Raw genomic sequence first — 24,258 nt, forward strand, 5'->3', positions numbered from 1 at the left:
AACTTCCCTCGGGTTGACGCCGGTGTGACTGATCACCAGTGTGGCTCTCCCGGTGGCGCCCTTGCCTACCAGCGGAAACGCAGCTGTGTGCACGGACGGACACCTGTTCCCCACGGCATGCACAAGATTCTGTACGCGCTGTGGACAACCCCGCCGGGACACCGCCCCGGCGGGGCCGGTCAGGGCCGGTCAGCCGGGGCCGGTTCAGCCGGGGAAGACGGTGAGCGCGGGCAGCGTCGCCGTCCGTACGACCACCGCCGCGACGATCAGCAGCAGTGTCAGGCCGCAGGTCAGCCCCTGCACCAGCGTCCGCTTCCCCCGGGGCGCGTGCACCATCCCGTAGGCCACGGCGGTGCCCACCACCAGGCCGCCGATGTGGGCCTCCCAGGCGATGTTGCTCCAGGTGAAGGTGAAGACCAGGTTGAGCACGAGCAGCGCCACCACCGGGCGCATGTCGTAATTGAGCCGCCGCATCAGCACCGCCGTGGCACCCAGCAGGCCGAAGACCGCCCCGGACGCGCCGAGCGAAGGCTGGCGGGGGTCGGCGACGACGAAGGTCAGGGCGGCGCCGCCCAGACCGGACAGCATGTACAGCGCCAGATAGCGGGCCCGGCCCAGCGCCGCCTCCAGCGGGGGACCGATCCACCACAGCGAGAGCATGTTGAAGGCGATGTGCATCGGCGCCTGGTGCAGGAACATCGACGTCAGCAGGCGGTACCACTGGCCTTCCGCGACGCCCTGGGGCTCGCCGCCGAGCACGGCGCGGCCGAACAGCTCGAGATCGTCGAGCAGGCCGTCGCCGGTGGCCATGACCGCGATCCACAGGGCGACGTTGATCCCCAGGAGGATCTTGGTGACCAGCCGGGGGTCGGCCGCATGGGTGCCGCCCGCGAGCGTGCGCGGGGCGGTGGCCCGCGGGGAGTGCCCCGTGCCGGAGCCGGCGGCGACGCAGGCCGGGCACTGGAACCCGACCGACGCGCTCACCATGCACTCCGGGCAGATGGGCCGCTCGCAGCGGGTGCAGCGGATGCCCGTCTCCCGGTCGGGATGCCGGTAACAGCCGACGGCCTGGTCGTTCATGCGTTCCCCTTGCGCCGTGATGGGCGGGCCTGTCCGGGACGCGCGGCCCCGCCCGTCATACGGACGAGCGGGGCGCCGGGTTCCCTCGGGGCGTGACGAGGGAAGCGGGAGTCCGCCGTCAGCGGGTCTCGATGACGACCGACTCGATGACCACGTCGTTCACCGGGCGGTCGGTGCGCGAGTTGGTCTCGGTGGTGGCGATGGCGTCCACGACCTTCTGACCGGCCTCGCTGGTGACCTCGCCGAAGATGGTGTGCTTGCCGGTCAGCCACGTGGTGGGCGACACGGTGATGAAGAACTGCGAGCCGTTGGTGCCCGGGCCGGCGTTGGCCATGGCCAGCAGGTAGGGCTTGTTGAAGGACAGGTCCGGGTGGAACTCGTCCGCGAACTTGTAGCCCGGGCCGCCGGTGCCGTTGCCCAGCGGGTCACCGCCCTGGATCATGAAGCCCTCGATGACGCGGTGGAAGACCGTGCCGTCGTACAGCTTGTCCGTGGTCTTCTGGCCCGTCTCGGGGTTGATCCACGCGCGCTCGCCCTTCGCGAGCTCGACGAAGTTCTGGACCGTCTTCGGGGCGTGGTCCGGCAGGAGCCGGATCTCGATGTCGCCCCGGTTGGTCTTCAGGGTGGCGTAAAGCTGCTCGGCCACGATCTACCTTCCATAGTCTGCACTGACGGCTACCGATCCTCGCATGGACGGGTTCGCGGCGAGTAGCCAGCAAACACCCGCGCGCCGCACGAAACCGTGGCATGGTCGAGCCGGGCCCCCGCCCGCCGCCGTCCCCGATGACCCGGATGCCCGCCCGCACGTGCCGGACCGCCCGTCCCCAGGCATGATTTTTCACTGGGTGGAAAGGCGACAAAACATACGCCACCGAGGAGGAGGTTCTCGTGACCCGCAAGGACAGCGTGCGCGCCGCGACCAGCACGGCGAAGGACAGCGTCCGGCACGCCGCGGAAGTGATGGCGCCCTACGCCGGCACCGCGAAGGACACCGCCGTGCACTACGCGCACGAGGCCCGGTCCCGGCTGGCGCCCAAGGTCGCGGAGGCCGCGCACCAGGCCGCTCACCAGGCCCGCTGCCAGTACGACGCACATCTGCACCCACGGATCGAGCACGCCCGCGGCGCCCTGCCCCCGAAGATCGACCAGGCCGCCGTGCGGGCCCGCACGGCCGTCGAGCCGGTCCGGGACGAGGCCGTCGCCCGCAGCGCCGCCGCCTTCGCCGCGCTGCGCGGCCAGGTCAGCCCCCAGGAGATCGAGAAGCTGATCGCCCGGCGGGACCGGCGGTGCCGGGCGGGGCGGGCGTTCCGGCGCCTCGCTCTGGTCGGCCTGATCGCGGGCGGCGCGTACGCCGCCTGGAAGTGGTGGGACAGGCAGGCCAACCCGGACTGGCTGGTCGAGCCGCCCGAGGCCACCGAGGTGCACGACCGCCCGCCGCTGAGCTCGGTCGACGGCACGGGGCCCGCGGAGTCCTCCTCGCCGCTCGACCCCGAGGTCCAGGCCAAGCAGGCCGAGGCGGAGTCCCCCGAGAACGGCGGGACGGACGACCGGCCCTTCTGACGGCGCCCGGTCGGCGGACCGGATTCACCGAGGCCCCCCGGGCCGCGCTTCCCGCGCGGTCCGAGGGGCCTCGGTGTTATCCGGGAAAGGGCTCCCGCAAACAAGTTGTTGTGTGCAATAGATTACAGGTAATTCTTTGGAAAAGTGCCCGGTGATTGGGGTTGATTTAACCGGATTGCCCGCCCGTTCCCACATCTAAGCTGCGAAGACCGGCCCCTGCTGACTCCCGGGTTCTCCTGTTTCTCCACTCTCCGCCCTATTGCGGCACACATAAACAGAGAGGTGCTGACATGGACACAATGGTTAAAGAACGCACAGCCGCCGGCCCCGGGTCGATAGAGCTGACATCCGCCGAATTGGTCACCTACCGGCACATCGCCCGGCAAGGGCTCATACGCATCGACGAGCTGATGTCCGGCGCCCACGGCGACGTCAGCATCCAGGCCGTGGACAAGCTCATCGCCACCGGTCTGGTACGGCGGCTGGGAGCCGACTGCCTGGCCGCCGTAGACCCCGCCCGCGTGTCGGACCGGCTCCTCGAGCAGTGGGAAGAGCGGGTGGAGAACGCCCGGCTGGGCCTGCAGTGGATGCGCGGGCAGATCGCCGAGCTCGGCCTCATCTACGCCACCCAGCAGCAGTCGCTGCAGGGCCCCCACCTGGAGCGCATCGAATCGCACGAGGAGGTGGTCCGGGCCCTCGAGCGGTACGCCGACGACTGCCGCGAGGAGGTCCTGTCCGCCCGGCCGGGCGGCGCCCACCCCGACGCGGAGCTGATCGAGGCCCGCTACCGCTACCAGCAGCTGCTCGGGCGCGGGGTGCACCTGCGCGCCCTCTACCAGTACTCCGCGCGCTTCCACCCGCCGACGGTGCGGCACACGGAGGAGGCCATCGGCGCGGGCGTCGAGATCAGGACGGTCACCGGGGACCTGGCCCGGTTCGTCATCTTCGACCGCGAGGTGCTCGTCGTCCCGCTGCGCAGCAGCCCGGGCGGAGCGCTCGTGGTCCGGGACGCCGACCTCATCGCCTTCGCCGCCGAGATGTTCAACGCGGCCTGGTCGACCGGGGAACCCATCGACAAACCACGCGAGAGGACGTTCGTCCAGAACCTGGCGAACCAGACGAAGCGCTCCATCCTCCAGCACCTGATCGACGGTGCGGACGACCGGACGACCGCGCGCGCCCTGGGCATCTCGGTGCGCACCTGCCAGCGCCACGTCTCCGACATCATGCAGCAGCTCGGCGCCTCCAGCCGGCTCCAACTGGGATTCCTCCTACGGGAGCAGGAGCTGCTGAGCGGACGAAGTCCGGTCGCCACGATGTGAACGACCGGCCACGGCCGGAACCCTCCACAGCCGGAACGGCTCGCCGCCGGAACGGCCCCCGGCCGTGCGGAGGTCCGCACGGCCGGGGCCACCGGGCCCTCCGCCGGGCCCGGGGTTCCTCACACCGACTCCGACAACTGCGGCTCCGGGGCCGGCACGGCGGCGCCCGCCGGCTCCGTGCGCTCGCGGCACAGGGCGACGAGGACGGCGCCGGCGATCGCCAGGCAGCCGGAGACGACCGCGGCGTAGGTCATGCCGGTGCTCATCTCGTGGGCGGCTCCCCCGCCGCGCGGGGCGAGCGCCAGGATCGCCGCGACCAGCGCGACGCCCAGGGACGAGCCCAGGTAGCGCGAGGCGTTGTTCGCCGCGGAGCCGACCGCCACACGGTGGGCGGGCACGCTCCGCACGGCCAGCCCGGCGAGGGCCGCATTGACCACGCCGCTGCCGAGGCCCGCCAGCACGAGGCCGGGCACGAACCGCCACCACGAGGACTCCTCGCCGATCCCGATCAGGGCGAGCTCGCCGATCCCGCACAGGGCCAGACCCGCGGCGACCTGCTGGCGGTCGCCGACGCGGGCGACGAACCGGCGGGCCTGCGGCGCGGCCAGGAAGGACAGACCGGACCAGAACGCGAGCAGGCCGGCGCTGCCCAGGGGGCTGAGCCCCTGCATGCTCTGCGCCGCGGTCGGCACGTACGTCATCAGGCCGATCACGCCCATGCCGGTCACCAGCGCACCGGCGACCGAGGCGACGAACGCGGGGTTCCTGAAGAAGCCGAGCTCCAGCATCGGCTCCGTGACGCGCTTTTCGACCACCACGAAGCCGGCCAGCAGGACGACCGCGGCGACCAGGAAGATCACGACGTGCGGCCGGCCCCAGCCGCCCCGCCCCTCGGTGAGCCCCGCGATCAGCAGCGTGATGCCCGCGCCGAGGGTGAGCACCCCGGCAAGGTCGAAGGCGCGCTTGTGCGCGCTGCGGGACTCCTCCAGCGAGCGGGCGGCCCAGAGCATGACCAGCGCGGCGAGCACCGCGAGGACCCAGTACGTCACGCGCCAGTCGGTGGCCCGGCCCAGCAGCGCGGAGAACACCGGGCCGATGGCGATGCCGCCGCCCACCATCGCTCCCCACAGGCCGGTGGCCCGGGCCCGCTCAGGGCCGGGGGCGAAGGCATGGGCCAGGAGGCCGAGGCTGGACGCCAGGAGCGCGGCGCTCGCCGCGCCCTGGACGATGCGGCCGAGGACGAACACCAGCGTGACGGGCGCGACGGCGCACACCACGGTGGAGAGCACCAGCAGCGCCCCGCCGATCACGAACATCCGCTTGCGGCCGTAGTCGTCGGCGAGGGTGCCCGCCACCATCAGGCACGCCGCGAGGCCCACGCTGATGCTGCCCAGGATCCAGGTCTGCCCCGAGGGCCCGGAGCCGAGCGCCGCTCTGACGGTCTGCACGGTCGATACAGGGGCGGTGAAGTTGATGAGCACGAGCAGGGTGGCCACGCACGAGATCGCGAGAGTCGCACGGGCGGAGGACCGGCGCTCGACCGGTTCGGTCGTCACTACTACCCCCAAGAGATCGGTGGAGTTCAGTCATTGAACCATATAGTTCAGTGACTGCACCGCTAGACTTTCGTCATGGCATTGGGACGTGGCTACGCAGACCAGGACTGTTCACTGGCCCGGGCACTCGAAGTGGTCGGGGAGCGGTGGACGCTCCTGGTGCTCCGCGACTGCTTCTACGGAGTGCGGCGCTTCGGCGACTTCCACACCCACCTCGGCATCCCGCGCGCCGTGCTCGCCGACCGCCTCAAGGCCCTGACGGCGGTGGGCGTCGTCGAGCGCCGCCCCCACACCACGGGCGTCGAGGTCGACTACGTCCTCACCGAGCGCGGGCTCGAGCTCTGGCCGATCGTGTTCTCCCTGGCGCAGTGGGGTGAGCGCTGGCTCGCCCCGGAGGGCTCGCGCCGGCTCTTCAGCCACGCCGCGTGCGGCACTGACATCGGCTCCAGCGGCGCCTGCCCCGCGTGCGGCACCGTCCCCGCCCCCGCCGACCTCCTCATCCGCCAAGGTCCCGGCGCCGACGCGACGTTGCGCGACGACCGGGTCAGCGCGGCCCTGCGCAGCGGGCCCCACCGGCTCCTGACGGACCTGTTCCCGTCGCCGGCGCACACGGCCACGTCCGACGCCTGAACGGCGATACTTGCCCCATACACCCGTCTTGTGACTCTCCTGTTTACGACAGTCGCAATCACGACGCCCCCGGAATCTGTCGCAGCAGGCAGGCCCGCTGGCAGGGTCTTTCCCAGGGAGCGCTACGGCAGCTCCCCTCACGGACTTGCCGTCCCGCAGAGGCGCGGCGGCAGTTCACGTAATTCATGGGGGAATGACGCATGCCTGGATCCGAGTGGGCGGCCGGCGACGCGCTGCGACGCGAGGTCCTGGGAAACACTTATGTCGACGGCGTATCCGACACGTGGGCAGGAGCAGCCGAGCTGCAGGACCTGGTCGTACGCCTTGCCTGGGGAACCGTCTGGCAACGGCCCGCATTCGACCGGAAGTTCCGGAGCCTGCTCACCGTCGCCATCCTCACGGCGATGAACCGCAAGCACGAGCTGGAGCTCCACATCGGCGGCGCGCTGCGCAACGGGTGCACGGTCGACGAACTCGTCGAGGTCGCCCTCCAGTGCGCCGTGTACTGCGGGTTTCCCGCCGCGATCGACACCGTGCGGTCGATCAAGCAGATCAGCGACGCGATGTCCTGACCAGCGGACCTGGCAAAGCCGCCCCGAACTGGGAAAACCTCAACGGAGTCCCACTGTGAAACCTAGGGCAGTGCACACGGTTGGCATAGTCGGCGTGGGCCCTCGCGGATTGTCCGTCCTGGAGCGCATCGTCGAGAACGCGCGTGACCGTATCGGCGATTCTCTTGTCATCCATCTCTTCGAACCCAGGAACTTCGGTTCCGGTGACGTCTGGCGGACCGATCAGTCGCCCGACCTCATCATGAACATCGTCGCCTCCCAGATCACCGCCTTCGCGGACGAGACCGTGAAGATGTCCGGCCCGGTCCGCAAAGGCCCGAGCCTGTACGAGTGGTCGGCCCGGCTGGCGGCGGGAGACATCTCCGGGAGCTACCCCGAGGCCGTCCTGGCCGAGGCCCGGGAGGTCCACGAGAACAGTTACTGCCGCAGGTCCTTCTACGGGCACTACCTCGAATGGGCCTACGGCGAGATCCTGCGCAACCGCCCGGACGGCATCGACATCCGCGAGCACCGGGCGAAGGTCGTCTCGGTGACCGACACCGAGTCCGGCGGGCAGCTCGTGACCACGGACGACGGGCAGTCGGCCGAGGTCGGCCAGCTCGTGCTGGCCACGGGGCACGGGGCCGTGCACCCGTCCGCCGACGAGGAGACCCTGCGGGGCTTCGCGGCGGCGACGGGCGGCCTCTTCCTCCCGCCCGCCAACCCCGCCGACGCCGACCTGAGCGGCATCGCCCCCGGTCAGCGGGTACTCATCCGCGGGCTCGGACTGTCCTTCTTCGACTACATGTCCCTGCTCACCCAGGGCCGCGGCGGCACGTACGTGAGGACCCGCGACGGGCTGACGTACCGGCCCTCCGGACGCGAGCCGCACATCGTCTGCGGCTCCCGCCGGGGCGTGCCGCTGCACGGCCGGGCGGACAACGAAAAGGGCGACCTGCGCTACGAGCCGAAGGTCCTCACCGAGGCCCACATCGACAAGCTGCGGTCGAACAACGGGCCCACCGGGGCCCTGGACTTCCGGCGCGACTGCTGGCCGCTGATCGCCAAGGAAGTCGAGACCGTCTACTACCGGCGCCTGGTGGCGATCAGGGAGTCGGAGGAGGTCGCGGACGAATTCGGCGCGCTCTACAGCCTGCTCCCCTGGTCCTGCGACTCCGAGCGCACCGTCCTGCGCAAGTTCGACGTCCCGGAGGAGCAGTACTGGGACTGGGCCCGGGTGGCCCGGCCGTGGACCGACGGCGACATCGCGTCCTCCCGCGCCTGGACCGGATTCCTGCGGTCCTACCTGGTGGACGACATCGCCGAGGCGCGCCGGGGAAACCTCAGCAGCCCCGTGAAGTCCGCGCTGGACGTCCTGCGCGACATCCGCAACGAGATGCGCTACGTGATGAACAACGGTGGCATCGAGGGGCGTTCGTACCAGGACGACGTCGAGGGCTGGTTCAACTCGCTGCACGCGTTCCTCTCCCTGGGGCCGCCCTGGAGCCGGGTCGAGGAGCTCGTGGCGCTGATGGACGCCGGTGTGGTCGAGGTCGCCGGTCCCCGCTTCACGGTGGACTGCGATCACGAGCGCGGCGTCTTCGTCGGCAGCTCGGCCGTCCCCGGTGACGTCCGCACGGGCACCGTCCTCATCGACGCGCGGCTTCCCCAGGTGGACCTCGCCCGGACGAACAACTCGATCCTCGTCCACCTCAAGAAGCACCAGCAGGTGAAGCACTTCACGGTGCAGACCGCTTCGGCCGGCGAATACATCACCGGCGGCGTGGCCGTCACCGAGCGGCCCTTCCGCGTCATCCGGAGCGACGGGTCGGTCCACCCGCGGCGCTATGTGTTCGGCGTGCCGACGGAAGGGGCGAACTGGGTCACCGAGACCGGCATCCGTCCCAACGTCAACTCCATCACCGTGGGCGACAGCGACTCGATCGCGCGGGCCGTGCTCGGCCTTTCCTGATGAAACCTGACACAAGAAAGAAGTCATCATGAGTCCGCTTTCCGCCGCGGAACTGGACCCCGTGGACATCCTCGCGGTCGACGACGAGCTCGGCGAGACCGAGCGGGACATCAGGGACACCGTACGGGCCTTCGCCCGGACCGAGCTCGCCCCGCACGTCGCCGAGTGGTTCGAGGCCGACACCATGCCGCGCGAGGTCGTCAAGCACCTCGGGTCGCTGGGGCTGCTCGGCATGCACCTCGACGGCTACGGCTGTGCGGGCACCGGCGCCACGGCGTACGGGGTGGCCTGCCGGGAGCTGGAGGCCGTCGACTCGGGACTGCGCTCCTTCGTCTCCACCCAGGGCTCGCTGGCCATGTACGCCATCCACCGGTGGGGCTCGGAGGAGCAGAAGCAGCGGTGGCTGCCGGCCATGGCCGCGGGCGAGGCCGTCGGCTGCTTCGGCCTGACGGAGCCGGACGCCGGCTCGGACCCGAGCGCCATGCGCACCCGCGCCCGCCGCGACGGCGACGACTGGGTGCTCGACGGCTCGAAGATGTGGATCACCAACAGCCCGTTCGCCGACGTGGCCGTGGTGTGGGCGCAGACCGACCCCGAGCGGGGCGCGAAGGGCATCCGCGGCTTCGTCGTCCCCGTCGGCACGCCCGGCTTCACCGTCAACAAGATCACCCGGAAGCTGTCGCTGCGCGTCTCGGTGACCGGCGAGCTCGTCCTCGACGGGGTGCGCCTGCCCGCCGACGCGGTCCTGCCGGGCGCCCAGGGCCTCTCCGGGCCGCTGAGCTGCCTGGGCGAGGCCCGCTTCGGGATCATCTGGGGCGCTGTGGGCGCCGCCCGCGCCTGCTACGAGACGGCCCTGGAGTACGCCGGCCAGCGCGAGCAGTTCGGCCGTCCCCTGGCCGGCTTCCAGCTCACCCAGCGGAAGCTGTCGGAGATGGCCGTGCAGGTCGCCCAGGCGTCCCTGCTGGCCGCCCGGCTCGGCCGGCTCAAGGACGCCGGCCGCCTGGACCCCGCGCAGATCAGCGTGGGCAAGCTGGCCAACGTGCGCGCGGCGCTCGACATCGCCCGCAGCGCCCGGACGATCCTGGGCGGCAACGGGATCACCCTGGAGTACCCGGTGTTCCGGCACATGGTGAACCTGGAGACGGTGCTCACGTACGAAGGCACCGAGGAGATGCACCTGCTCTCCATCGGCAAGGCGGTGACCGGTGTCCAGGCCTTCCGCTGACCAGTGGCCGCAGACGAAGCCGCAGCAACTGCCGCAGACGCAGCCGCCCGAGAGCGCCTTCGTCGCGGCGGCCGGGCTGGTCGTCACCGAAGTGAGCCCCACCCGCGTCCGCGGCCACATCGACCTCGGACCGGACCACCACACCCCGTGGGGCATCGTCAACGGCGGCGTCTACACCACCGCCGTCGAGAGCGCGGCCTCCTTCGGGGCGTCGGCGGCGGCCGGCCCCGGCCGGCACGCCGTGGCCGTGCACGTCTCCACCGACCTGCTGCGCTCGCGGACCGAGGGCCGGGCCGAGGTCGTCGCCGAAGCCGTGCACCAGGGCCGTACGCAGCAAATCTGGGTGGTCACCGTCTCCGACGAACAGCCCCTCGCCCGCGGCCAGGTGCGGCTGCAGAACACCGACGCCGGCACGGGACAGGAGCAGGCATGACCGCATTCCCCGCCCTGAGCCTCGACACCGCGAGCCGCTTCCTGGTGGCGCTGGGCCTGGAGTTCGACGAGGTCGCGGGCGACGGCGTCCGGGGCCGGATCGAGCTCGGCCCGCAGCACCACGGCCCCTGGGGCGTCGTGCACGGCGGCGTCCACAGCACCGTCGTCGAACGGGCGGCCAGCGTCGGCGCCTCGAAGGCCGTCGCGGACCGCGGCCTCTTCGCCGTGGGCGTGCACAACGCGACGGACGTGTTCGTCACGACGACCGGCGGCCCGGCCCTCGTCACCGCGCACCCGGTGTTCCAGGGCGAGCTCCAGCAGGTGTGGTCCGTGGAGATCACGGCCGCAGGCGGCACCGGCCCCCTCCTGGCCCGCGGACAGCTGCGGCTGCAGAACGTCCCGAAGCGGGCCTCGTAGCAGGCCTCGCAGCGGGCCCCCACCGCTCCACTCCCGTACAGCAGCGAAACCGCCGGTGATCCGGCACGTTCCCCGAAAGGCCATGCAATGACTGCGTCACCGTCCCGCAAGGTTCTGGACCTGATGATCGGCTACTGGGCCTCGCAGAGTGTCTACGTGGCCACCAAGCTGGGTCTCCCCGAGCACATCGAGAGCGGCCTGACCACCAGCCGCGAGCTCGCCGAGGCCACCGGCTCCCACGAGCGCTCGCTGTTCCAGCTCATGCGCTTCCTCACCGGCCTCGGCATCCTGCAGGGCGACGACGAGAGCGGCTTCTCGCTCACCCCGGCCGGCGAGCTCCTCAAGGAGGACGCGCCCGACTCCCTGCGCGACCTCACCCTGATGTACGGCGAGGAGTTCTACGAGACCTGGGGAAACCTGCTCCACAACGTCAAGACGGGCCAGCCCGCGTTCGAGGCCACCTTCGGCGCCTCGATGTACCCGTACTTCACCGCCAACCAGGAGTCCGCCCGCCGGTTCGACGGCACCATGGCCGGCGGCGCGTTCTTCCGCGACCTGCCGCAGGTCTTCGACTTCTCGTCGGCGCGCACCGTCGTCGACATCGCGGGCGGCACCGGCGCCCTGCTCTCCGAGGTCCTGAAGGCCGCACCCCACGTCGAGGGCGTGCTCTTCGACCAGGCACACGTGATCGAGGCCGCGAAGGCCGCCATGGCGGACCGCGGGCTCACGGACCGCGTCTCCTACGCCGAGGGCGACTACACCGCTGCGCTCCCCACCGGCGGCGACGTCTACCTGTGGTCGCGCATCCTGCACAGCCGTTCCGACGAGTCCTGCGTCGACCTGCTCAAGCGCTGCCATGACGCCATGAACCCGGACGGCACCGTCATCGTGCTGGAGCGCACGATCCCGCCGACCGGCGAATCCTCCCTCGGGCTCTGGTTCGACCTGCAGATGATGGTCCTCGTCGGCGGCACCGAGCGCAGCGAGAAGGAGTACGCGGACCTGTTCGCGCAGTCCGGCCTCGCCCTGCACTCCGTCCTCCCGCTCTCCCTGGACATGTTCGCCATCGTCGCGAGGCGCGCGTGACGGTGCCGGCGGCGGCCGGCGCACCGGGTCACGCCTTCACCGAGCTGACGCCGGTCTCCTTCCTGCGCCGCGCCGCCGCCGTGTTCGCCGACCGCCCCGCCGTCGTCGACGGCGACTTCCGGTGCACGTACGCGCAGCTGTGGGACCGCTCCCAGCGGCTGGCGGGGCTGCTCGCGGAGAACGGCGTCCGGCCGGGCGACCGGGTGTGCGTCCTCGCCCCGAACACCCACCTGATGCTCGAAGCGCACTACGGGGTCCCCCTGGCCGGTGCGGTGCTCGTCGCCCTCAACACCCGGCTGGCCCCCGCCGAGATCGCCTACATCCTCGAACACAGCGGCGCCCGCCTGGTGCTGGCCGACACCGAGCTCCTGCCCCGCCTGGAGAACGCGCTCGGCCTGCTCGCCGAACGCCCGGCCGTGATCGGCTCGGACCGCTACGACGAGGCGGTCGCCGCGGCCGCGCCGCACCGGGTCGAGGTCACCGACGAGCGCGGGCTGCTGTCCGTCAACTACACCAGCGGCACCACCGGGCGCCCGAAAGGCGTGATGTACCACCACCGGGGCGCCTACCTCAATGCGCTGGCCATGGCCTTCCACACCCGGATGGACACGGCCTCGCGCTACCTGTGGACGCTGCCCATGTTCCACACCAACGGATGGTGTTTCCCCTGGGCGGTCACCGCGGCGGGCGGCGTGCACCACTGCCTGCGCAAGGTCGACCCCGCCGAGGTCTGGCGGGCGCTCCTGTCCGACGGCGTCACCCACCTCTGCGCGGCCCCGACCGTGCTCACCATGCTCGCCGACCACCCGGACGCGGCCACCGTCCCGCACCCCGTACGGATCTTCGCGGGCGGCGCACCGCCCCGGCCGGCCCTGCTGGCGCGGATGACCGGACTGGGCCTGGACGTCACGCACTTCTACGGGCTCACCGAAACGTTCGGCAACGCGCTGCTCGGCATCCAGCAGCCCGAATGGACCGCCCTAGCCCCCGAGGACCGCGTCCGCAAGGCCGGCCGGCAGGGCGTCGCCAACGTCGTCGGGGAACCCGCGCGCGTCGTCGACCGCAACGGAGACGACGTGCCCGCCGACGGCGAGACGATCGGCGAGATCCTCCTCCGCGGCAACAACGTCATGCTGGGCTACTACCGCGACGAGCAGGCCACCGCCGAGGCCTCGGCCGGAGGGTGGTTCCGCACCGGGGACCTCGCCGTGCACCACCCCGACGGCTACGTCGAGATCCGCGACCGCGCCAAGGACGTCATCATCTCCGGCGGCGAGAACATCACCTCGGTCGAGGTCGAGAACGCGCTGACCGCGCACCCCGAGGTGGCCGAAGCAGCCGTGGTGGCGGGCCCGCACGCGGTCTGGGGCGAGGTCCCCGTCGCCTTCGTCTCCCGCCGCCCCGGAGGCTCCGTCGGCGAGGAGGAGCTCATCGCATTCGTGCGCGCCCGCCTCGCCCGGTTCAAGGCACCGAGCCGGATCGTCTTCGGGCAGCTCCCCACGACGTCGACGGGCAAATTGCAGAAGAACCTGCTGCGCGAACGGGCCTCGGCGCTCCCCGCCGCCCCCCGATCCGGGTGAACCGCCCCTGAACGAATCCCCTTTGAGTGAGCCGCCCGCCTTACCGACCCGGAATTCAAGAAAAGGATGAGTGGATGTCCCGCCGCCTGTTCACTTCGGAGTCCGTGACCGAGGGTCACCCCGACAAGATCGCCGACCAGATCAGCGACACCATCCTCGACGCCCTCCTGAAGGAGGACCCGGGCTCCCGGGTAGCCGTGGAGACACTCCTCACCACCGGCCTGGTGCACATCGCCGGCGAGGTGACGACCAGGGCCTACGCCGACATCCCCGGCCTGGTCCGCAAGAAGATCCTGGACATCGGCTACGACTCGTCCAGGAAGGGTTTCGACGGTTCTTCGTGCGGTGTGTCGGTGTCGATCGGTGCGCAGTCGCCGGACATCGCTCAGGGTGTCGACACGGCCTACGAGACCCGCGTCGAGGGTGATGAGGACGAGCTCGACCGTCAGGGCGCCGGTGACCAGGGCCTGATGTTCGGCTACGCCTGCGACGAGACGCCCGAGCTGATGCCGCTGCCGATCCACCTGGCACACCGGCTCTCGCGCCGTCTGTCGGAGGTCCGCAAGGACGGGACCGTTCCCTATCTGCGGCCGGACGGCAAGACACAGGTGACGATCGAGTACGACGGCGACAAGGCCGTCCGCCTCGACACGGTCGTGGTGTCCTCGCAGCACGCCTCCGACGTCGACCTGGATTCCCTCCTCGCTCCCGACATCCGTAAGTTCGTCGTCGAGCACGTCCTCAAGGAACTGGTGGAGGACGGCATCAAGCTCGACACCGACGGCTACCGCCTCCTGGTGAACCCCACCGGTCGTTTCGAGATCGGCGGCCCGATGGGTGACGCGGGTCTGACGGGCCGGAAGATCATCATCGACACGTACGGCGGCATGGCCCGCCACGGTGGCGGTGCGTTCTCGGGCAAGGACCCGTCCAAGGTCGACCGCTCGGCCGCCTACGCGATGCGCTGGGTCGCCAAGAACGTCGTCGCCGCAGGCCTGGCGTCCCGCTGCGAGGTCCAGGTCGCGTACGCGATCGGCAAGGCCGAGCCCGTCGGCCTGTTCGTCGAGACCTTCGGTACGAACACCATCGACACCGACAAGATCGAGACCGCGATCGCCGAGGTCTTCGACCTCCGCCCCGCCGCGATCATCCGCGACCTCGACCTCCTCCGCCCGATCTACGCGCAGACCGCCGCCTACGGCCACTTCGGCCGTGAACTCCCGGACTTCACCTGGGAACGCACCGACCGCGTCGCCGCCCTGAAGAAGGCCGCAGGGGCGTGACCAGCCGAGCCGCAGGCAAGGAGACAGCTCCCGTGCGCATCGCAGTCACCGGTTCGATAGCCACCGACCACCTGATGGTCTTCCCCGGACGCTTCGCCGACCAGCTCATCACCGAGCAGCTCGACAAGGTGTCCCTGTCCTTCCTCGTCGACCACCTCGAAGTCCGCAGGGGCGGTGTGGCGGCCAACATCTCCTTCGGCCTGGGCCGCCTCGGCCTGCGGCCCCTGCTCGTCGGCGCGGCCGGCGTCGACTTCGCCGAGTACGAGGCCTGGTTGCGCGCCGGTGGCGTGGACACCGGGTCGGTCCGGGTCAGCGAGTCCCTGCACACGGCCCGCTTCGTCTGCACCACGGACGCCGACCAGAACCAGATCGCCACCTTCTACGCCGGTGCCATGGCCGAGGCCCGCGAGATCGACCTGGCCGAGGTGGCCCGGCGCGCCGGGCGGCTCGACCTCGTCCTCGTCGGCGCGGACGACCCGGCCGCCATGCTCCGGCACACGGCCGCCGCCCACCGCCTGGGCGTCGCGGTCGCGGCCGACCCGTCCCAGCAGCTGGCCCGGCTCGACGCGGACCAGACCCGGTCCCTCGTGGACGGCGCCCGCTTCCTGTTCACCAACGAGTACGAGGCCGCTCTGCTCAAGGAGCGGACGGGCTGGACCGCGCAGCAGGTGCTGGGCCGCGTCGGCATGTGGATCACCACGCTCGGGGCCGACGGCGCGGTGCTCGCCCGGGCCGGCGAAGACCCCGTGCCCGTCCCCGCGGTCCCGGCGGGCGCGATCGCCGACCCGACGGGCGCGGGGGACGCGTTCCGCTCCGGGTTCCTCGCCGGAACCGCCTGGGGCTGGACGGCCGAACGGGCCGCCCAGCTCGGCTGCACCCTGGCCACCACCGTCCTGGAGTCCACCGGCACCCAGGAGTACAAGCTCGTGCCCGCGGACCTCGTGGGCCGCGCGGCCGACGCCTACGGGCCGGCCGCGGCTGCCGACCTGGAGCTGCGGCTGACAGGGGTGTGAAAAAGGGCTCTCCGCCCGCGCGGTGTGCGCGGGCGGAGAGCCCTTTCTCATCACGTCCCCGGGAATTCACGTGGCAACGGGCACCTCTCTCAGAAGGAGGGACGGCCCACCGGTCCGGCGGTGCCGGCCGGAACAGGCGACGGCGGCGACGGCGGCGACGGCGGAACCCGGCGTCGGCACGTCGTACACCGAGAAATCACCCGCCGCCCCCTGCACCGCAGTGGTGCGTTCGGCGCCGGAGAGCCTGGCCAGCGCTTTCCGCCGGACCCGCTCCCGGGCGGACGCCGCGGACGCGGGGCCTTCGACCCGCTCGAGCGCCAGACAGAGCCGGATCCCGGCGGAGAGCCCGAGCACCCAGGCGTCCGCGGACCAGACGAGGTCCAGGACCAGGGGCGTCGAGCACGGCCCCGCGTAAACCGCCGGTGCGTCCTCCTGCAGGCCCCGCCCCGCGGACACCCACATCCCGGCGGACATGTCGATCGTCTCCGGAGCGGCCCCCACGAGGTCGGCCAGCACGCGCCGCGCACCGGCGCGGGCCGCCGCGAAACCGCGGCGCTCCGCCGGGCGCGTGATGCGGGCGCACCGGATCTTCTCCTCGCGCGACAGCAGCGCGATGTCGCCGATCGCGTCCGCGTGGCGCCCGCCCGAGCGGGCCGCGTCGCAGAACCACACGTGCACTTCGTCACGCGCGGGGAGTGTGCGATTCACAGTGCCTCCTCCCGCTCCGTCCGGCGAAGCCGAGAAGCGGAGCCGGTTACTCAAAGAGCAGAGACGGTTACCTGCCGACGAATCCCATTCCTTTTCGGAAAGGCCACCGGTAGGGTCTGTGAAGGCCGAAAGAACGGTCGACTGGGGAGGGACGTCGGATCAGATGACCGGGACAGCGCTGCGGATTTCCATGAATGGATTGTTTCCGCAGCACGAAGCCTGCCCAACCACCGGGCCTACCAGGGCTGACTCTGCCAGATGATGTCGTCGGTGCCGTCCTGGCCTGCCACGGAGCCGCCCCCGAACCCCCCGGCAATGCCGACCTCGGCCTTGAATGCAGAAATAGCAAAATTAAACTTCACGTCAAATCCCCCCGGTTATGCAGTGGCGTTCCGGACGCCACTTCCCGTTACCCCCACGGTGCCCCGGAAACCGGACCGGGCGCCATAAGCGCCCTATGGCGAGAAGTCGTCAGCGAGTTCTCTTCACCCTCCACCGAGCCGACGATTGAGAAGAAAATGGACAAAATCGCTACAGAGGCGCCCCTCTCGCCTCTCGGTGACCTCCATGTACTGCTCTACCGCATGGCCCTGGAGCACGGCCGGCTCCGGCCGCGCGACGCGGCGCTCCACCTCGACGTACCCGGAGCCGAGGTCTGCGCCGCGGTGGACGAACTCTCCCGGCTGCACCTGCTCCACCCCGCCGAGGACGCTCCGGAAGCGGCCCGGCCCACGGGGTCGGCGGCCTGCGACAGCGACACCGCGTACGCCCCCCGCAGCCCCGACGTCGCGGTCACCCACGTCACCGGTCCGATCGAGTCGCAGATCCAGCAACTCCACCGCGAGTCCGAGCGGATGAGCACGCACGTGAGGGCGATGAAGCCGGTCTTCGAGGAGTCCTGGCACGGCCACTTCACCCGGACCCCCATCGAGTACCTGACCACCCTCGACGCCGTCCGCGCCGCCCTCGCGCGCCTGTCCGCCGCCGCCCGCGTCGAAGTCGCCGCCGCCCACCCCGACCTGCCCGCCCCCGCGACCCTGGAGGAGGGCCTGCAGCGCACCACCGAGACGATCGGCCGCGGCGTGCTCCTGCGCACCGTCTACCCCCACTCGGTGCTCTCCCACGCCTACATGCGCCAGCACCTGAGCAGGATGGTGGCGCTCGGCGCCCAGGTCCGCACCATGGGACACGTGCCCGACCGGGTCCTCTTCTTCGACGCCACCACGGCCGTCCTCGCCGACCACAGCAGCTCCTCCGAGGACGGCAAGGGCGCGCTGGCCGTCCGGGACCCCTCGCTGGTGCGCTTCCTCTACCGGTCCTGGGAGAGCGCCTGGGAGTCCGCGCGGCCGTTCACCGGGGCGAGCGACGACGGCTCCGCCAAGGACGAACTGCGCCGGTCCGTCCTCGAACTCCTGGAGTCCGGGATGAAGGACGAGATGGCGGCCCGCAGGCTCGCGATGTCCGTCACCACCTACCGGCGGCACGTCACCGAGCTGCTCACCGAACTCGGCGCACAGAGCCGTTTCCAGGCGGGAAGCTACGCCCGCCGCGCCGGCCTGCTGGACGACTGACGGGCGGCACATGCCCGCGGCACTGCCCGGCCCCACGCGTGAAAAAATCCCCCCTGTCCCGCGTTTCCGCAGGTCAGAGGGGATTGTTTGTGGAGCCTAGGGGAGTCGAACCCCTGACATCTGCCATGCAAAGACAGCGCTCTACCAACTGAGCTAAGGCCCCGTCGCCGACCAGACTACCCGGTACCCACGCTCTTTTCCGACCGGGTATCGCCGGGGCCCAGCACTCTCCGTAGGATGCACCGCAAGATTCGCTGCAGCGAAGCGAAGGGGAGAGCGAGATGGACGCAGCACAGCAGGAAGCCACCGCCCGCGCACGGGAGCTGCAGCGGAGCTGGTACGGAGAGCCTCTGGGGGCGCTCTTCCGCCGGCTCATCGACGACCTCGGCCTCAATCAGGCCCGCCTCGCCTCCGTGCTCGGCCTGTCCGCGCCGATGCTCTCGCAGCTGATGAGCGGCCAGCGCGCGAAGATCGGCAACCCCGCGGTGGTCCAGCGGGTCCAGGCCCTTCAGGAGCTCTCCAGCCAGGTCGCGGACGGCACCGTGAGCGCCGCGGAGGCCGCGGACCGGATGGAGGAGGTCAAGAAGAGCTCGGGCGGCTCCGTCCTGAACTCCACGCAGACGACGGCCAGCAGCGGTGCGCCGACCGTCCGCCGGGTGGTCCGCGAGATCCAGTCGCTGCTGCGCTCCGTGGCCGGCGCGGGCGACATCATCGAGGCCGCGCAGAGCCTCGGCCCCACCCACCCCGAACTGGCCGAATTCCTGCGGGTGTACGGCGCCGGGCGGACCGCCGAGGCGGTCGCGCACTACGAGGCCCACCAGAGCTGACCGCGCGCACGCGATGGGTGAGCTCTTCGCCGGGCGGTACGAGCTGGTGGACCCGATCGGCCGGGGCGGGGTGGGGGCCGTCTGGCGGGCCTGGGACCGGCGCCGCCGCCGCTACGTGGCGGCCAAGGTCCTCCAGCAGAGCGACGCCCACACCCTGCTGAGGTTCGTCCGCGAGCAGGGCTTACGGATCGACCACCCCCACGTGGTCGCACCGATGAGCTGGGCGGCCGACGACGACAAGGTGCTGTTCACCATGGACGTGGTGAGCGGCGGCTCCCTCGCCCATCTCATCGGCGACTACGGGCCCTTGCCGCCGCACTACGTGTGCGTCCTGCTGGACCAGCTGCTCTCCGGCCTCGCCGCGGTGCACGCGGAAGGCGTGGTGCACCGGGACATCAAGCCCGCCAACGTCCTGCTGGAGGCCACCGGCACCGGCCGGCCCCACGTGCGCCTCTCCGACTTCGGCATCGCCATGCGCAAGGGCGAACCGCGCCTCACCGACGCCAACTACGTGATGGGCACCCCCGGTTATTTCGCCCCGGAGCAAATGCTGGGCGAAGAGCCCGATTTCCCGGCCGACCTCTATGCGGTCGGCCTGACGGCGCTGTACCTCCTCACCGGCCGTAAGCCCGACGCCGAGGCGCTCATGGAGCGCTTCACCGAGCACGGCACGCCCTGCGCCCCGGAAGAGGTCCCCGAGCCCCTCTGGCAGGTGATTGCGTGCCTCCTGCAGCCCGAGCCGGGGCTGCGCTTCCGTACGGCCACAGGGGCGCGCAAGGCGCTCGCCGCGACCGCGGAGATGATGGACTGCCCCGCCCCGGCCGAGGAGCCCATCGAAGTCTTCGACCAGCTCGGCCCGCTGCCCGCGGGGTTCGGGCCGCAGGGCCCGGCGCACGCGCCCGTCCCCGTGCCGCCGCCCCTGCCGGCCTATCCCCCCACTCCGCCGGCCCGCCTGCCGGCGCCCCTGCCTTCGGCCCAGCTCTCTCCGGCGCAGCTCCCGCCGGCACCACTCTCGCCCGTGCAGCCCCCGCCACCGGCCACGCGCGCGTACGCGCCGGTGGGGCCCGTACGGCACCGGGCCCTCCGGCCCGGTCCGCCCGCGAAGGTGGCCGTGCCGGTCCTGATCGTGGCCCTGTTCTGCCTGGGGATCGGCATCTGGGCCCTCACCGCCGCATAGGTTGCTTTCGCAACCCAATTATTTGCAGTTGAAAACTGCAGGGTGGCCGAAAACAACAGGGCCCCGGCCGTGTCGGCCGGGGCCCTGCTCAGGACTCGTTTTGTCTCACACACCCGAACCTGCGGGCACGGAGTCGGTCGCCTCCGTCCACAGGTCCTGCTCGGCGCGATCCGCCTGGATCTGGCGGTACACGAGGAGCCCGCCGATGGCGGCCAGTGCGACCAGGAGGAGCTTCTTCACCGCGCGACCTCGTCTTTCCTTGACGTAAGGGGACCTCTGGTGGCCGATGATACACACCGGCCGATACCGATCGGTGACCTGTGCGGTGTCCGGTCCGCGATCCGGCCGCGGGCCCAACTGCCCGTCCGGCGAAAACAGATCGGCCCGGGCGGAGAAATCTCCGACCGGGCCGATCGTGCGGTGGGGCTAACAGGACTTGAACCTGTGGCCTCTTCCTTATCAGGGAAGCGCTCTAACCGTCTGAGCTATAGCCCCGCGCGACACCGAAAGATTAGCGCACTCGGGGCCCAGTCCCAAAATCGTGTCGGACCGGGCCCCGGCCTGCGCTATTCGTCCTCGGCCAGCGTGAGCTCCACGCCGCCCACGAAACCCGCCGAGAGGTTGTAGATGAAGGACCCCAGCGTGGCCAGCGCGGTGGCCAGCACCACGTTGATCACCGCGATGACCGAGGTGAAGAGCAGGGTGTGCGGCAGCGACAGGAACGACTGCAGATCGAAGCCGCCGCCGTCACTGGAGCTCGTCGCATCGCTGATGGTGCCGCCGACGGTCGAGAAGACACCCATGGCGTCCATGACCGTCCACAGCACGGCCGCCGCCACGATCGTGCACACGCCCAGCGCGATCGACAGCAGGAAGCTGACCTTCATCACCGACCACGGATCGGCCTTGGCCACCCGCAGCCGTGCCGTACGCGTACGCGGCTCCGGACGGCCCGCGGGGCGCGGCGCGGCGCCTGCCGCACCACCGGTGCGTGCGGCGCCCTGCGGGGCCGCCGGACGCGGGACGGAGCCCACCGCCCCACCGGGCTTCCCGGCCCCCTGCGGGGCCGCCTGGGGCGCCTGGGAGCCCTTGGCGGGGGCGCCCTTCTTCAGGGCACCCGCCGGGGCCTTGGAGCCGTCCTGGCCGGGGATCCGGGGCGGAGCCTTGACGGCGTTGCGCGGGTCGGCCGAAGCGGCCTTCGCCGAGCCCTTCACCGAGCCCTTCGCCGCCGGCTTGCCCCCGTTTTCCCCGGCTTTCACGCTCTCAGCCTCGTCTGCCACGGATGCAGCCTTCCCGGCCTCGGCGGCCTTCACGTCTGCGGACTGCGCAGCCTTGGAGCTCGCGGCCTTTCCGTCCTTGGCGGCCTTCGCCGCCTTGGCCGGCTTCCCGGCGTCGGCGGATCCGGCGGCCTCCCCGGCCCCGGCCGGCTCGGCGCCGGCGGAACCGGACGGCGGCTCGTACGCCTTCGGCGGGTGGTACGGCTCCGGCTTGCGGGTGTCCGTCAACGTGCCCCCTCGGGAGTCGGCGTCCGCGCCGGAGCCACGGGCGCCGGCCTCATCGGTAGCAGGTGCGGCGGTAGTGCTGCGCTCGGCACCTGCACCGCTTGCCGCGGCGCCCGTGGCTCGACTCACGACTTACTCCTCGATGTTCCCTGCCGGGGCGGATGCGCCCTCGGCACCCTCAGCTCCGTCGCCCTCGACTGCATCGGCCGGCTCATCGACCTCTTCAGCCTCGCGACCGGCTTCGGCGTTCCGTGCGATGCCCACAACGGCATCGCGCTTGCCCAAGTTGATCAGCTGGACGCCCATGGTGTCACGGCCCGTCTCCCTGACCTCGTTGACCCGGGTACGGATCACGCCGCCGCCGAGCGTAATGGCAAGGATCTCGTCGGTCTCCTCGACCACCAGCGCACCGACCAGCGAGCCACGATCCTCCACGATCTTGGCCGCCTTGATACCGAGGCCGCCGCGACCCTGAACGCGGTACTCGTCCACGTTCGACCGCTTCGCGTAACCACCGTCGGTGGCGGTGAAGACGAACGTCCCCGGGCGCACGACGCTCATGGAGAGCAGCTCGTCGCCTTCGCGGAAGCTCATGCCCTTGACGCCGGAGGTGGCCCGGCCCATCGGACGGAGCGCTTCATCCGTAGCGGTGAAGCGGATCGACTGGGCCTTCTTGCTGATCAGCAGCAGGTCGTCCGCGGCGGATACCAGCTCGGCACCGATCAGCTCGTCCTCGGCGCCGCTGTCCGTCTCGCGCAGGTTGATGGCGATGACGCCGCCGGACCGCGGGGAGTCGTAGTCCTTGAGCGGGGTCTTCTTCACCAGGCCCGACTTGGTGGCGAGCACCAGGTACGGCGCGACGGCGTAGTCGCGGACGGCGAGGATCTGGGCGATCTTCTCGTCCGGCTGGAAGGCCAGCAGGTTGGCCACGTGCTGGCCGCGGGCGTCACGGCCGGCGTCCGGCAGCTCGTAGGCCTTGGCGCGGTAGACCCGGCCCTTGTTCGTGAAGAACAGCAGCCAGTGGTGGGTGGTGGAGACGAAGAAGTGGTCGACGATGTCGTCTTCCTTGAGCTTCGTGCCCCGCACGCCCTTGCCGCCGCGCTTCTGCGAGCGGTAGTCGTCGGTCTTGGTGCGCTTCACATAGCCGCCACGCGTGATCGTGACGACGATGTCCTCCTCGGCGATCAGGTCCTCGATGGACATGTCACCGTCGAAGGGCACCAGCGCCGAGCGCCGGTCCTCGCCGAACTTCTCGACGATCGCCGTGAGTTCCTCGCTGATGATCTGGCGCTGGCGCTCGGGCGAGGCGAGGATCGCGTTGTACTCGTTGATCTTCGCCTGGAGCTCGTCGTGCTCCGCCACGATCTTCTGGCGCTCCAGGGCGGCCAGCCGGCGCAGCTGCATCTCCAGGATCGCGTTGGCCTGGATCTCATCGATCTCCAGCAGGCCCATCAGGCCCTCGCGGGCGATGTCGACGGTCTGGCTGCGCCGGATGAGCGCGATGACCTCGTCGATGGCGTCCAGGGCCTTGAGCAGACCGCGCAGGATGTGGGCGCGCTCCTCGGCCTTGCGCAGCCGGAAGCGGGTGCGCCGGACGATGACCTCGATCTGGTGCGTCACCCAGTTGCGGATGAACGCGTCCAGGGAGAGGGTGCGCGGCACGCCGTCGACCAGCGCCAGCATGTTGGCGCCGAAGTTCGTCTGGAGGTCGGTGTGCTTGTAGAGGTTGTTCAGCACGACCTTGGCGACCGCGTCCCGCTTGAGGACGATCACCAGACGCTGGCCCGTACGGGAGGAGGTCTCGTCTCGGACGTCGGCGATGCCGCCGATCCGGCCGTCCTTCACCAGGTCGGCGATCTTCTGCGCGAGGTTGTCCGGGTTGACCTGGTAGGGCAGCTCGGTGACCACCAGGCACTGGCGGTTCTGGATCTCCTCGACCTCGACGACGGCCCGCATGGTGATCGAGCCGCGGCCCGTGCGGTAGGCCTCCTCGATGCCCTTGCGGCCCACCACGAGGGCGCCGGTCGGGAAGTCGGGGCCCTTGATGCGCTCGACGAGGGCGTCCAGCAGCTCCTCGGCCGAGGCCTCCGGGTTGGCCAGGTACCACTGGGCGCCCTCGGCCACCTCGCGCAGGTTGTGCGGCGGGATGTTGGTGGCCATGCCGACGGCGATGCCGGCGGAGCCGTTGACCAGCAGGTTGGGGAAGCGCGCCGGCAGGACCGTCGGCTCCTGGTTGCGGCCGTCGTAGTTGTCCTGGAAGTCGACGGTCTCCTCGTCGATGTCCCGGACCATCTCCATGGACAGCGGCGCCATCTTGCACTCGGTGTACCGCATGGCGGCGGCCGGGTCGTTGCCCGGGGAGCCGAAGTTGCCGTTGGAGTCCACCAGCGGCATCCGCATGGCCCAGGGCTGGGCGAGGCGGACCAGGGCGTCGTAGATGGAGGCGTCGCCGTGCGGGTGGTACGTACCCATGACGTCACCGACGACGCGGGCGCACTTGTAGAAGCCCTTCTCGGGCCGGTAGCCGCCGTCGTACATCGCGTAGAGCACGCGGCGGTGCACCGGCTTGAGGCCGTCGCGCACGTCGGGCAGCGCACGCGAGACGATGACGCTCATCGCGTAGTCGAGGTAGGAGCGCTGCATCTCCGTCTCGAGCCCGACGGGCTCGACGCGCATGCCCACACCCTCCAGCGGGGCGGGCGCGCCCTCGGGGGTCACCTCGGGCACGGGAGCAGTGGGGGTCTCAGGGGTCTCGTCGGCCATTGC

22 protein-coding genes and 2 tRNA genes are annotated in these 24,258 nt (G+C 70.9%); 15 read left to right on the top strand and 9 right to left on the bottom strand.

Translation table 11 applies throughout. From position 1 onward, the window contains the following. Positions 1–204: 204 nt before the first annotated feature. Together FGW37_RS16260 and FGW37_RS16265 are read right to left on the bottom strand one after the other, a co-directional pair. Positions 205–1,080: a rhomboid family intramembrane serine protease gene (locus tag FGW37_RS16260; protein ID WP_179081710.1), complete on the bottom strand. Its 876-nt coding sequence runs from the start codon at positions 1,078–1,080 to the stop codon at positions 205–207. Between the two features lie 118 nt (positions 1,081–1,198). After that, positions 1,199–1,726 (bottom strand): peptidylprolyl isomerase, encoded by a 528-nt coding sequence (locus FGW37_RS16265; protein ID WP_179081711.1) that lies wholly within the window; start codon positions 1,724–1,726, stop codon positions 1,199–1,201. A gap of 242 nt (positions 1,727–1,968) precedes the next feature. Between FGW37_RS16265 and FGW37_RS16270 the strand changes: the two genes are divergently transcribed. After that, positions 1,969–2,640, top strand: a complete 672-nt coding sequence (locus FGW37_RS16270; RefSeq protein ID WP_179081712.1) for a DUF5324 family protein — start codon at positions 1,969–1,971, stop codon at positions 2,638–2,640. 290 nt (positions 2,641–2,930) lie between these two features. Beyond that, a complete protein-coding gene (locus FGW37_RS16275; protein ID WP_179081713.1) occupies positions 2,931–3,962 on the top strand; it encodes a LuxR C-terminal-related transcriptional regulator in 1,032 nt (343 codons plus the stop codon). A gap of 119 nt (positions 3,963–4,081) precedes the next feature. Here the strand turns inward: FGW37_RS16275 and FGW37_RS16280 are convergent, their stop codons facing one another. After that, on the bottom strand, positions 4,082–5,518 hold the full coding sequence (locus FGW37_RS16280) for an MFS transporter (protein ID WP_246430409.1): 1,437 nt from the start codon (positions 5,516–5,518) through the stop codon (positions 4,082–4,084). A 75-nt stretch (positions 5,519–5,593) separates the two neighbouring features. Between FGW37_RS16280 and FGW37_RS16285 the strand changes: the two genes are divergently transcribed. From FGW37_RS16285 to FGW37_RS16330, 10 genes are all read left to right on the top strand, one after another. Then, a complete protein-coding gene (locus FGW37_RS16285; RefSeq protein ID WP_179081714.1) occupies positions 5,594–6,148 on the top strand; it encodes a winged helix-turn-helix transcriptional regulator in 555 nt (184 codons plus the stop codon). A 200-nt stretch (positions 6,149–6,348) separates the two neighbouring features. Further along, positions 6,349–6,720: a carboxymuconolactone decarboxylase family protein gene (locus tag FGW37_RS16290; protein WP_058047339.1), complete on the top strand. Its 372-nt coding sequence runs from the start codon at positions 6,349–6,351 to the stop codon at positions 6,718–6,720. Between the two features lie 94 nt (positions 6,721–6,814). Next, complete coding sequence (locus FGW37_RS16295) at positions 6,815–8,671, top strand: FAD/NAD(P)-binding protein (protein ID WP_179081715.1); 1,857 nt, start codon at positions 6,815–6,817, stop codon at positions 8,669–8,671. Between the two features lie 28 nt (positions 8,672–8,699). Continuing rightward, positions 8,700–9,896: an acyl-CoA dehydrogenase family protein gene (locus FGW37_RS16300; RefSeq protein ID WP_179081716.1), complete on the top strand. Its 1,197-nt coding sequence runs from the start codon at positions 8,700–8,702 to the stop codon at positions 9,894–9,896. Further along, on the top strand, positions 9,877–10,329 hold the full coding sequence (locus FGW37_RS16305; RefSeq protein ID WP_246430410.1) for a PaaI family thioesterase: 453 nt from the start codon (positions 9,877–9,879) through the stop codon (positions 10,327–10,329). The genes FGW37_RS16300 and FGW37_RS16305 overlap by 20 nt, the downstream gene beginning before the upstream one ends. Continuing rightward, on the top strand, positions 10,326–10,745 hold the full coding sequence (locus FGW37_RS16310; protein WP_179081717.1) for a PaaI family thioesterase: 420 nt from the start codon (positions 10,326–10,328) through the stop codon (positions 10,743–10,745). The genes FGW37_RS16305 and FGW37_RS16310 overlap by 4 nt, the downstream gene beginning before the upstream one ends. Before the next feature lie 87 nt (positions 10,746–10,832). Then, on the top strand, positions 10,833–11,831 hold the full coding sequence (locus tag FGW37_RS16315) for a methyltransferase (protein ID WP_179081718.1): 999 nt from the start codon (positions 10,833–10,835) through the stop codon (positions 11,829–11,831). Continuing rightward, positions 11,828–13,411: an AMP-binding protein gene (locus FGW37_RS16320; protein WP_246430411.1), complete on the top strand. Its 1,584-nt coding sequence runs from the start codon at positions 11,828–11,830 to the stop codon at positions 13,409–13,411. Before FGW37_RS16315 ends, FGW37_RS16320 begins: the two co-directional genes overlap by 4 nt. A gap of 74 nt (positions 13,412–13,485) precedes the next feature. After that, positions 13,486–14,694 carry a methionine adenosyltransferase gene (metK, locus tag FGW37_RS16325; RefSeq protein WP_179081719.1) on the top strand — a complete coding sequence of 403 codons (1,209 nt, stop codon included), beginning with the start codon at positions 13,486–13,488 and terminating at the stop codon, positions 14,692–14,694. A gap of 32 nt (positions 14,695–14,726) precedes the next feature. Then, positions 14,727–15,707 carry a carbohydrate kinase family protein gene (locus FGW37_RS16330; protein WP_179081720.1) on the top strand — a complete coding sequence of 327 codons (981 nt, stop codon included), beginning with the start codon at positions 14,727–14,729 and terminating at the stop codon, positions 15,705–15,707. A 66-nt stretch (positions 15,708–15,773) separates the two neighbouring features. Here the strand turns inward: FGW37_RS16330 and FGW37_RS16335 are convergent, their stop codons facing one another. Further along, complete coding sequence (locus tag FGW37_RS16335; protein ID WP_179081721.1) at positions 15,774–16,415, bottom strand: hypothetical protein; 642 nt, start codon at positions 16,413–16,415, stop codon at positions 15,774–15,776. Positions 16,416–16,933: 518 nt separating this feature from the next. Between FGW37_RS16335 and FGW37_RS16340 the strand changes: the two genes are divergently transcribed. Further along, entirely contained in the window at positions 16,934–17,986 is a 1,053-nt protein-coding gene (locus FGW37_RS16340; RefSeq protein WP_179081722.1) for a helix-turn-helix transcriptional regulator, read from the top strand. Between the two features lie 90 nt (positions 17,987–18,076). Here the strand turns inward: FGW37_RS16340 and FGW37_RS16345 are convergent. Then, positions 18,077–18,149 (bottom strand) — tRNA-Ala (locus FGW37_RS16345). 118 nt (positions 18,150–18,267) lie between these two features. Between FGW37_RS16345 and FGW37_RS16350 the strand changes: the two genes are divergently transcribed. After that, positions 18,268–18,813 carry a helix-turn-helix domain-containing protein gene (locus tag FGW37_RS16350; protein WP_179081723.1) on the top strand — a complete coding sequence of 182 codons (546 nt, stop codon included), beginning with the start codon at positions 18,268–18,270 and terminating at the stop codon, positions 18,811–18,813. Between the two features lie 13 nt (positions 18,814–18,826). Further along, positions 18,827–19,990, top strand: coding sequence for a serine/threonine-protein kinase (locus FGW37_RS16355; RefSeq protein WP_179081724.1), 1,164 nt, complete (start codon positions 18,827–18,829; stop codon positions 19,988–19,990). Between the two features lie 105 nt (positions 19,991–20,095). On the opposite strand, the gene FGW37_RS16360 is transcribed toward FGW37_RS16355, so the two are convergent. From FGW37_RS16360 to gyrA, 4 genes are all read right to left on the bottom strand, one after another. After that, positions 20,096–20,230, bottom strand: a complete 135-nt coding sequence (locus FGW37_RS16360) for a DLW-39 family protein (RefSeq protein WP_003958712.1) — start codon at positions 20,228–20,230, stop codon at positions 20,096–20,098. A gap of 181 nt (positions 20,231–20,411) precedes the next feature. Further along, positions 20,412–20,485: transfer RNA gene (locus FGW37_RS16365), tRNA-Ile, on the bottom strand. A 71-nt stretch (positions 20,486–20,556) separates the two neighbouring features. Beyond that, positions 20,557–21,303: a DUF3566 domain-containing protein gene (locus tag FGW37_RS16370; protein ID WP_425506646.1), complete on the bottom strand. Its 747-nt coding sequence runs from the start codon at positions 21,301–21,303 to the stop codon at positions 20,557–20,559. Between the two features lie 321 nt (positions 21,304–21,624). Further along, entirely contained in the window at positions 21,625–24,255 is a 2,631-nt protein-coding gene (gene gyrA, locus FGW37_RS16375; protein ID WP_179081725.1) for a DNA gyrase subunit A, read from the bottom strand. Between the last annotated feature and the right edge of the window lie 3 nt (positions 24,256–24,258).

Source organism: Streptomyces rectiverticillatus, from assembly GCF_013394065.1.
Lineage (GTDB): Bacteria > Actinomycetota > Actinomycetes > Streptomycetales > Streptomycetaceae > Streptomyces > Streptomyces rectiverticillatus.